Here is a 6,866-nt window from a genome sequence, read left to right as displayed (position 1 = left end):
TGTACAAATGCACTGATTTCTACACCTTGCGTTTGGTACTGTAGTTGAGAAATATCGAAATTGGCAGGCAGGCCATCTAGGCTCACAACTTTTTCACCCGCTTTTACTGCAATGATACGTTCAATTTTTGCAGCATTAGGATATAGCGTGACATGTTGAATCGGTGCTTCTTTTAAACTCAAGGCAAAGAGCGCCGAATTAGGCAGAATAAATGCAGACAACAATAAACATAGCGAGTTAATTTTCATGAGAATGAGATTATAGATGACGTTTTAATAGTCAGTATTGTAGAGGAGATGATTTGAATTAAAAAGATCAGGTGAGCATGGCTCACCTTAGACTGGGTTAATTGGTTATTGAGGTGGCTGAAACGTATTTTTGTAGATATTGATTACGGATTTCAGAGCGTTGTTCAGCTGTTGTAGCCTTTTCGAGTTTTTTACGCATGTCTGCCCGCTCCGTACTACTCATTTGTTGCCAAGCTTCACGCATTTTTTGTTTATCTTGCTCTGGTAATTGAGTAAACCAGTCCATTCGTTGTTGCAAAGATTGGTTTTGATCTGCTGGTAACTCTTTTAAATCTTGATAACGTTTAATGAGTGCACGTTGTTCTTCAATGGACATTTGTTCCCAAGTTTCATCTTGATTTTTACTGTTATCAGACGATTTAGAAAAAAACCAAAAACGATCGATTCCTGCAAAACTGGTTTGCAAAAAGCCAAAAGTACAACATGCGATTAAAATTAATCTAGCTACCATGAGTGGATTTATCCTCAGCAAATACGGATAACATTTCTAAGTCTTCAACCATTTGAGGGGAAAGTTTAGGTGAAGCTATAGTTTGCTGTTCATAGTTTTGCTTATTGAGATCAAGTGAGTTCGGTAAGATAAAAATACCCATTACAGCAGCTGCAACGGCAAAACCCGTCATTTTCCAGCCACGACGATCTGCCCATTTTTTTTGCTGGATATGTTCAAGGACATGATTCATGACCAACGGTTTATGGGGATGATGTTGTGCTAGTTGGTCTAACTTGGCAATTACTTGTTTCTTTAGATCATCATTCTTCATTTGCAGACCCTCTCAAATTTGGATTGAGATGAGATAACACTGTTCTTAATCCTTGAATCGCACGGTGGTAATGTGTTTTAACGCTGCCTTCCGAGCAATTCATAATTTGTGCTGTAGTATGTGTATCAAAACCTTCCCAGGCACGAAGCATAAATGCCTGTTGTTGTCTTTGTGGTAACTGGGCAATTGCTGCTTGAATCTCTTCAGCAGTAACGGCTTGATCCAAAAAATCTAATGGATCTGGCGTAGATTCATCGACGATATCAATAACTTCTTCTTCATCTGTCTCGAGGTTTTTTTTGCGAAACAGTGAAAATGGCGCAGCGCGACGTGCCTCTTTACGTCGCCAGTCCTGTAATTTGTTATTTAAAATAGTGTAGAACAGTGGATACCATTCCTCAGTACTTTTATCGGCATAGGCTTTATGTAGAGAGATAAAAGCTTCTTGAACCAAATCCATGGCAATACCGTGTTGTCCACGTGTTGCATTTTCCATCATCACTAACGCACGGCCAGTCACATCTTGCATAAAAAATTTTAGGCGTTGTTCAGCTGTACTCTTAGAAGCACTGGCTGTATGAGACTGATTGGGCGCTAGATCCATAGAGATGGAAAATCCCCGCATAGGGTGTCAACCTTTGTTTAAACTGCTATTTGTAAGTAACGTATAAATAACGGCATTGGTTGACAACGTGATGAACTATTTTTCTACAGTTTAAATGATTTTTATTAAGAATCTGCTGCAATTAAAATAATTTAACGATTAAATTTTTTTAAAAATGATGAGATACAGCCCCAAGTTATTGGCGCTGTCTGACCATTTCAAAGAAACACACTGAACCAGCAATTGCAACATTTAAAGATTCTTGACCACCAGGTTGAGGGATTGTCACTGCTTGTGCATGTTGTAAAGCAGATTCAGAAACGCCTTGACCTTCATTACCTAAAATCCAAGCACAAGCTGCGCTTAAGTCTTGTTGGTAAATACTTGTCGCATGATGTGAACTGGTTGCATAGAGCGGAATTTTAAAATTAGGTAAAATTTGATCTATTTCATAGTTCTCAAAGCAACGCACAGAAAAGTGTGCACCCATCCCAGCACGTAAAACGCGTGGTGACCAAAGTGCTGCGGTACCTGATGTTGCAATCACTTGTTGAATACCTGCTGCAGCAGCTGAGCGTAATAAGGTCCCAACATTGCCAGGGTCTTGAATATTCTCAAGAATAAGAGTATCCACTGTATAGTCAATCCCTGCATCAACTTGTGGTAAATCAATGATTGCCAAACAAGGTAATGTTGTTCCTAAGGTACTGAGGTCGCGATATTGAGCCTCACTGACAATAAAAATATGGCCTTGATAAGCTTCAATAACTTGTTGTAATTCAGGGTCTTCTAAGGCTTTTTCTGTGCTGAATAAAGAGTGAATACGATGCTCTTGAGCAAGCCAAGCCAAACACAGATGGGTACCTTCAAGTACAGTTTGTCTTTGTTTTCTACGGTAGCTCGCTTGGAGGATTAAGCCACGTAAATGCTTAATCTTAGGGTTGTCTTTTGATTCTAAGAAAATCGTTGACATGACAATGCGTCCAGAAAAAACAGCGCTGGGTGATTTAAGTCAAGATGATTAAAATAATCAGCTCAATCACCCAGCGCTTAAGTATTAATGATGATATTGAGTAACGAGGTCGACTTCATTTTTAGAGCCGATAACAACAGGAACACGCTGGTGCAATTCAGTAGGTTGAATTTCCATAATGCGTACACGACCTGTTGTTGAAGCGCCACCAGCTTGTTCGATCAACATACTCATTGGGTTTGCTTCATACATAAGGCGTAAACGACCAGCTTTGTTTGGATCTTTTAAGTCATATGGATAGAGGAAGATACCGCTACGGCAAAGAATACGGTGAATATCTCCTACCATACATGCAACCCAACGCATATTGAAGTCTTTTCCACGAACAGAGGTTTTACCTGCTTGTAGTTCGTCGATATAACGCTTTACAGGAGCTTCCCAGTGACGTTGATTTGATGCGTTGATTGCATATTCTTGAGTATCTGCAGCAACAGCAACTTTTTCACTGGTGAGTAAGAATGTTTTACTTTCAGGATCAAAGGTGAAGAATACAACACCAGCACCCACGGTCAGTACAAGCATGGTAGATGGACCATAGAGTACATAACCTGCTGCAACTTGTTGTGTGCCTGCTTGGAGGAAATCATCTGCTTGGGCTGGTGAATTAACTGCGGGTAGAATTGAGAAAATTGTTCCTACACACATATTAATATCAATATTACTAGAGCCATCTAGTGGATCAAATAAAACCAGATACTGTCCACCATTTTGTGCTGGGGTAAATTCATCTAATTCTTCAGAAGCTAGACCGGCTACATTTGGGTGTGACTGTAATGCTTCAATAAGGTGATCATTTGAAATTACATCGAGTTTTTTCTGTGTCTCACCCTGTACGTTTTCATGTCCAGCACTTCCTAAAACACCTGCTAAAGCACCTTTTTGTAAATCTTGGTCAATGATTTGGGTCGTTGTAGCAATTTGCTCAATAACAGCAGCTAGTTCCGCCGTTAAATTGCCTTCTTGTTGTGATAAATATTGCGACAATGTGCGATAAGCCATAGCAAAGATGCTCCACGATACGAAAATTGGGGGTGAATAAAAATCAGCGGATAGTTTAGATGAGTTCAGCTGAAAATAGAAATATTAAGCGTGTATTTGTCCTGATTTTGCACTTGCATATGTAAAAGAACCTGTTATGTTGATGTAAATGGAGCTGCTGTATAAGGAGTACTGATCATGACTACAAAGAAATTTGATGAGATGCCTTCACCAAATGAAGGAATTGATTTCAAAGATATTAGTGTCGAGAAAGTCAAAGATGCATGGAAAGAGTATGATGTTAAACCGGAATATAAAGAGTTTAATAAACATGATCTTATTGAATCTATGCAAGATCGACATTTAGAAGAAGCCATCAACCCAGTGAAATAAGTTGGTGAAAAAAAAGCACCCGTTTAGGGTGCTTTTTTGTGGCTAAAATATGTTATTACATTATTTTAACAATGGTGGTACAGCTTCGTAATTTAGTTCAACACGACGGTTTTCTTTCCATGCCGCTTCACCGTGGCCTAAGTTAATCGGGGATTCTTTTCCGTAACTTACAGCTTCAAGTTGATTCGCATTTACCCCACTGGTAATGAGATAGCTTTGTACGGCCTTAGCTCGACGTTCACCCAAAGCCATGTTGTATTCACGTGTGCCACGTTCATCTGTATGACCAGTCAATGCAATTTTAGAGTTTGCATTGGCACGTAAAAATTGTGCATGAGCCTGTAGGGTTTGATAGTCAACATTTGAAAGTTCACTGCTGTCATAACCAAAATGGACAACACGCTTAGCTAAGAAAGCCTTGTTTTCCTCAGTTACGCCTTTAGCAGAGGCACCTGCTAAATTTTGTGCATTAATTGCAGCATCTTCGCTTAGACCATCGGTGCTCACAGAAGTACCTGGTGTTAAGTTTGTTGTCCCGATATTGCTACCATCAGTAACAGGTTTACGGTTTGCACAACCTGTCATGATTAGGCTTGCAGCAAGAACCGGTAAAGCTAAAGTTTTAAGTACCTGCATGGTAATCTCCATATTTAAGGTAAATCTTTGTTGTAAAGGTTGAAATTATTTCGGGGCCCAAGCAGGTTCACGAACCTCGCCTTGTTCACTTGGTAAATTCATACGGAAACGGCCATCTGTGGACATAATTGAAAGTAGACCACGGTTACCTTCACGAGTGGCATATACCACCATCTGTCCATTGGGTGAAAAACTTGGTGATTCATCAAGACTTGTAGGCGTTAAAATATTAGTAACACCTGTTGAAATTTCTTGAATAGCAACTTTGTAATTACTGCCAGAAGGGCGATGAACCAAGGCAATATATTTGCCATCAGCACTTAAACTGCCTCGAGCATTAAAAGCACCACGGAAGGTTAAACGCTTAACGCTACTATCTGCAAAGTTATAACGATAAATTTGCGCAGATCCACCGCGATCCGACGTAAAAATAAAAGATTTACCGTCAGGTGTATAGCGTGCTTCAGTATCAATCGCACTATCATTGGTCATGCGTTGTACTTGGCGGGTATTGAGATCCATTTGGTAGATTTCAGGGTTGCCATGCATTGAGGCAGTAAAGAGCATGTGCTGACCATCTGGCGAAAAACTTGGTGCACCATTTAAACCAACAAATTTGGCTAGAACTTCACGTTGTCCTGTAGCTAAGTCTTGTAGATAAATCGCTGGGCGCTTAGTTTCAAATGAAACATAAGCAATTTTCTTAGCATCAGGTGTCCATGCAGGTGACAAAATAGGGTCACGGGAGCGTAAGACGGTTTTAGGTTGCTCACCATCTGTGTCTGCAATTTGTAAGGTATAACGTTCGGCAGGAGTTGCTTGATTACGTAGTACATAAGCAATACGGCCAGTAAAGTCACCTTTAATACCAGTCAAAGCTTCGTAGATGGTATCACTGATCATATGCGATGCAGCTCGCAGACGGGAAGCAGGAACCGTAAGTAACTCATTGAGTAAATATGTTTGCTTGTCTACATCGTAAAGTTGGTAGTGAATTGCATAACTACCATCGGCATTGTTTTTGATTTCACCAAGTACGACATAAGGAACACCAGCAGCTTTCCAACTTTGCGCATCGACATTATTTAGTGTGGCACTGGCTGGAAGATTTTTTGAACTACTACTAAACCGTCCTGAACGATTTAAATCTTGTTCAATGACAGGGTAAACTGATTGATCATTACTAAAAGGAATGACAGCAATCTGTGGTGCTTGCTCAGGAGCTTTGGCAATCTCAAAATAGAGCTGAGCATAAGTACTTGTTGAAATGACTGGGCTCGTAGCCACAATCATTGCTAAACCGATTAAACGTGGGGACAAGATCTTCATTGTTACTTATTTACTCAAACAAAGTGTTGGTTCAGTCATTCTAGGGTTGTATCACAACTACATAATTTTAATCTATATAAAGCATGTAATGATGAATATAGGATGAAGAAAAAATAAATTGACAATGATCATAATCGACTCGGCTGATAGTGTCATGTAATTTTCTAGACTTAATGTTAAAAAATGACTCGGCTCTCATTGGTTATTGACTATGGGCTGAAGCATGTGTGGAAAAGCGCTTAGAGATCAATTTCAAAGCAGAATTTGACCTGCCTCTGTATTCGATTTAACTTTTTTCACTGAAATAATCTCAGTATAAAAGGCTGTATTAAAAGGTTAAGGCAAAAATAAACCCTGCCGAGACAGGGTGTATTTGCATCATGCCAATTTATTTGACAGTGAGTGTGGATTTAAATGACTGTGCTAAACGACGCGCTTCAGGGTCACTCGGCATTGGATACGGTGCGGCTGCACGAACTGCTTTTTCTGCACTGGCTTTAACAGCAGGGTCTGAAGCTGAAACAAACACAGATGCCACTTGACCCGTCGCTGTCAGGGTTACGCTGACTGTGGCTTTTTCACCCGTTTTACCTACGGGTGGTTGCCAAGTGCGATCGACCTTATTACGAAAATCTCGTGTTGCATTTGATGCAGTTTGTTTAGCCTGAGCTGTTTTTTCCTGAGCAGAAGCTTTTTTCGTGTCTGCAAGCTCATTATCGAGTTCATTGTTCAAGCGATTACGATTTGCGGCAGCGCGTTCACGAGCAGCTTTTTCTTCAGCAGCTTTTCTCTGCTGAGCTTCTTTCTGTTGCTGTGCTTTG

9 protein-coding genes and 1 pseudogene are annotated in these 6,866 nt (G+C 40.2%); 1 reads left to right on the top strand and 9 read right to left on the bottom strand.

The genetic code is table 11. The annotated features are described in order from the left end of the window. From Aru01_RS17615 to Aru01_RS17590, 6 genes and pseudogenes are all read right to left on the bottom strand, one after another. Positions 1–248 (bottom strand): annotated as a pseudogene (locus Aru01_RS17615) (DUF4139 domain-containing protein); the annotation flags it as partial. 97 nt (positions 249–345) lie between these two features. Then, the gene (locus Aru01_RS17610) at positions 346–759 is read right to left on the bottom strand and encodes a DUF3106 domain-containing protein (protein WP_016655384.1); all 414 of its coding nucleotides are present in this window, start codon (positions 757–759) and stop codon (positions 346–348) included. Beyond that, on the bottom strand, positions 749–1,072 hold the full coding sequence (locus Aru01_RS17605; protein WP_016655385.1) for a hypothetical protein: 324 nt from the start codon (positions 1,070–1,072) through the stop codon (positions 749–751). The genes Aru01_RS17610 and Aru01_RS17605 overlap by 11 nt, the downstream gene beginning before the upstream one ends. Further along, positions 1,062–1,676 carry an RNA polymerase sigma factor gene (locus Aru01_RS17600; RefSeq protein WP_040331085.1) on the bottom strand — a complete coding sequence of 205 codons (615 nt, stop codon included), beginning with the start codon at positions 1,674–1,676 and terminating at the stop codon, positions 1,062–1,064. Before Aru01_RS17600 ends, Aru01_RS17605 begins: the two co-directional genes overlap by 11 nt. 196 nt (positions 1,677–1,872) lie before the next feature. Then, entirely contained in the window at positions 1,873–2,649 is a 777-nt protein-coding gene (locus tag Aru01_RS17595) for a TrmH family RNA methyltransferase (RefSeq protein ID WP_016655387.1), read from the bottom strand. An 84-nt stretch (positions 2,650–2,733) separates the two neighbouring features. Continuing rightward, a complete protein-coding gene (locus Aru01_RS17590; RefSeq protein ID WP_016655388.1) occupies positions 2,734–3,708 on the bottom strand; it encodes a class 1 fructose-bisphosphatase in 975 nt (324 codons plus the stop codon). Positions 3,709–3,885: 177 nt separating this feature from the next. Between Aru01_RS17590 and Aru01_RS17585 the strand changes: the two genes are divergently transcribed. After that, the gene (locus Aru01_RS17585) at positions 3,886–4,080 is read left to right on the top strand and encodes an NF038105 family protein (RefSeq protein ID WP_016655389.1); all 195 of its coding nucleotides are present in this window, start codon (positions 3,886–3,888) and stop codon (positions 4,078–4,080) included. A gap of 60 nt (positions 4,081–4,140) precedes the next feature. On the opposite strand, the gene pal is transcribed toward Aru01_RS17585, so the two are convergent. From pal to Aru01_RS17570, 3 genes are all read right to left on the bottom strand, one after another. Beyond that, positions 4,141–4,716 carry a peptidoglycan-associated lipoprotein Pal gene (gene pal / locus Aru01_RS17580; protein ID WP_016655390.1) on the bottom strand — a complete coding sequence of 192 codons (576 nt, stop codon included), beginning with the start codon at positions 4,714–4,716 and terminating at the stop codon, positions 4,141–4,143. Positions 4,717–4,761: 45 nt separating this feature from the next. Beyond that, positions 4,762–6,045, bottom strand: a complete 1,284-nt coding sequence (gene tolB / locus Aru01_RS17575) for a Tol-Pal system beta propeller repeat protein TolB (protein ID WP_016655391.1) — start codon at positions 6,043–6,045, stop codon at positions 4,762–4,764. Positions 6,046–6,433: 388 nt separating this feature from the next. Beyond that, the coding region (locus Aru01_RS17570; RefSeq protein WP_042111709.1) for a TonB C-terminal domain-containing protein at positions 6,434–6,866 on the bottom strand (433 nt) is incomplete at its 5' end.

The sequence above is a fragment of the Acinetobacter rudis genome (assembly GCF_000829675.1).
Lineage (GTDB): Bacteria > Pseudomonadota > Gammaproteobacteria > Pseudomonadales > Moraxellaceae > Acinetobacter > Acinetobacter rudis.
This window is presented reverse-complemented; position numbering and strand designations above follow the sequence as displayed.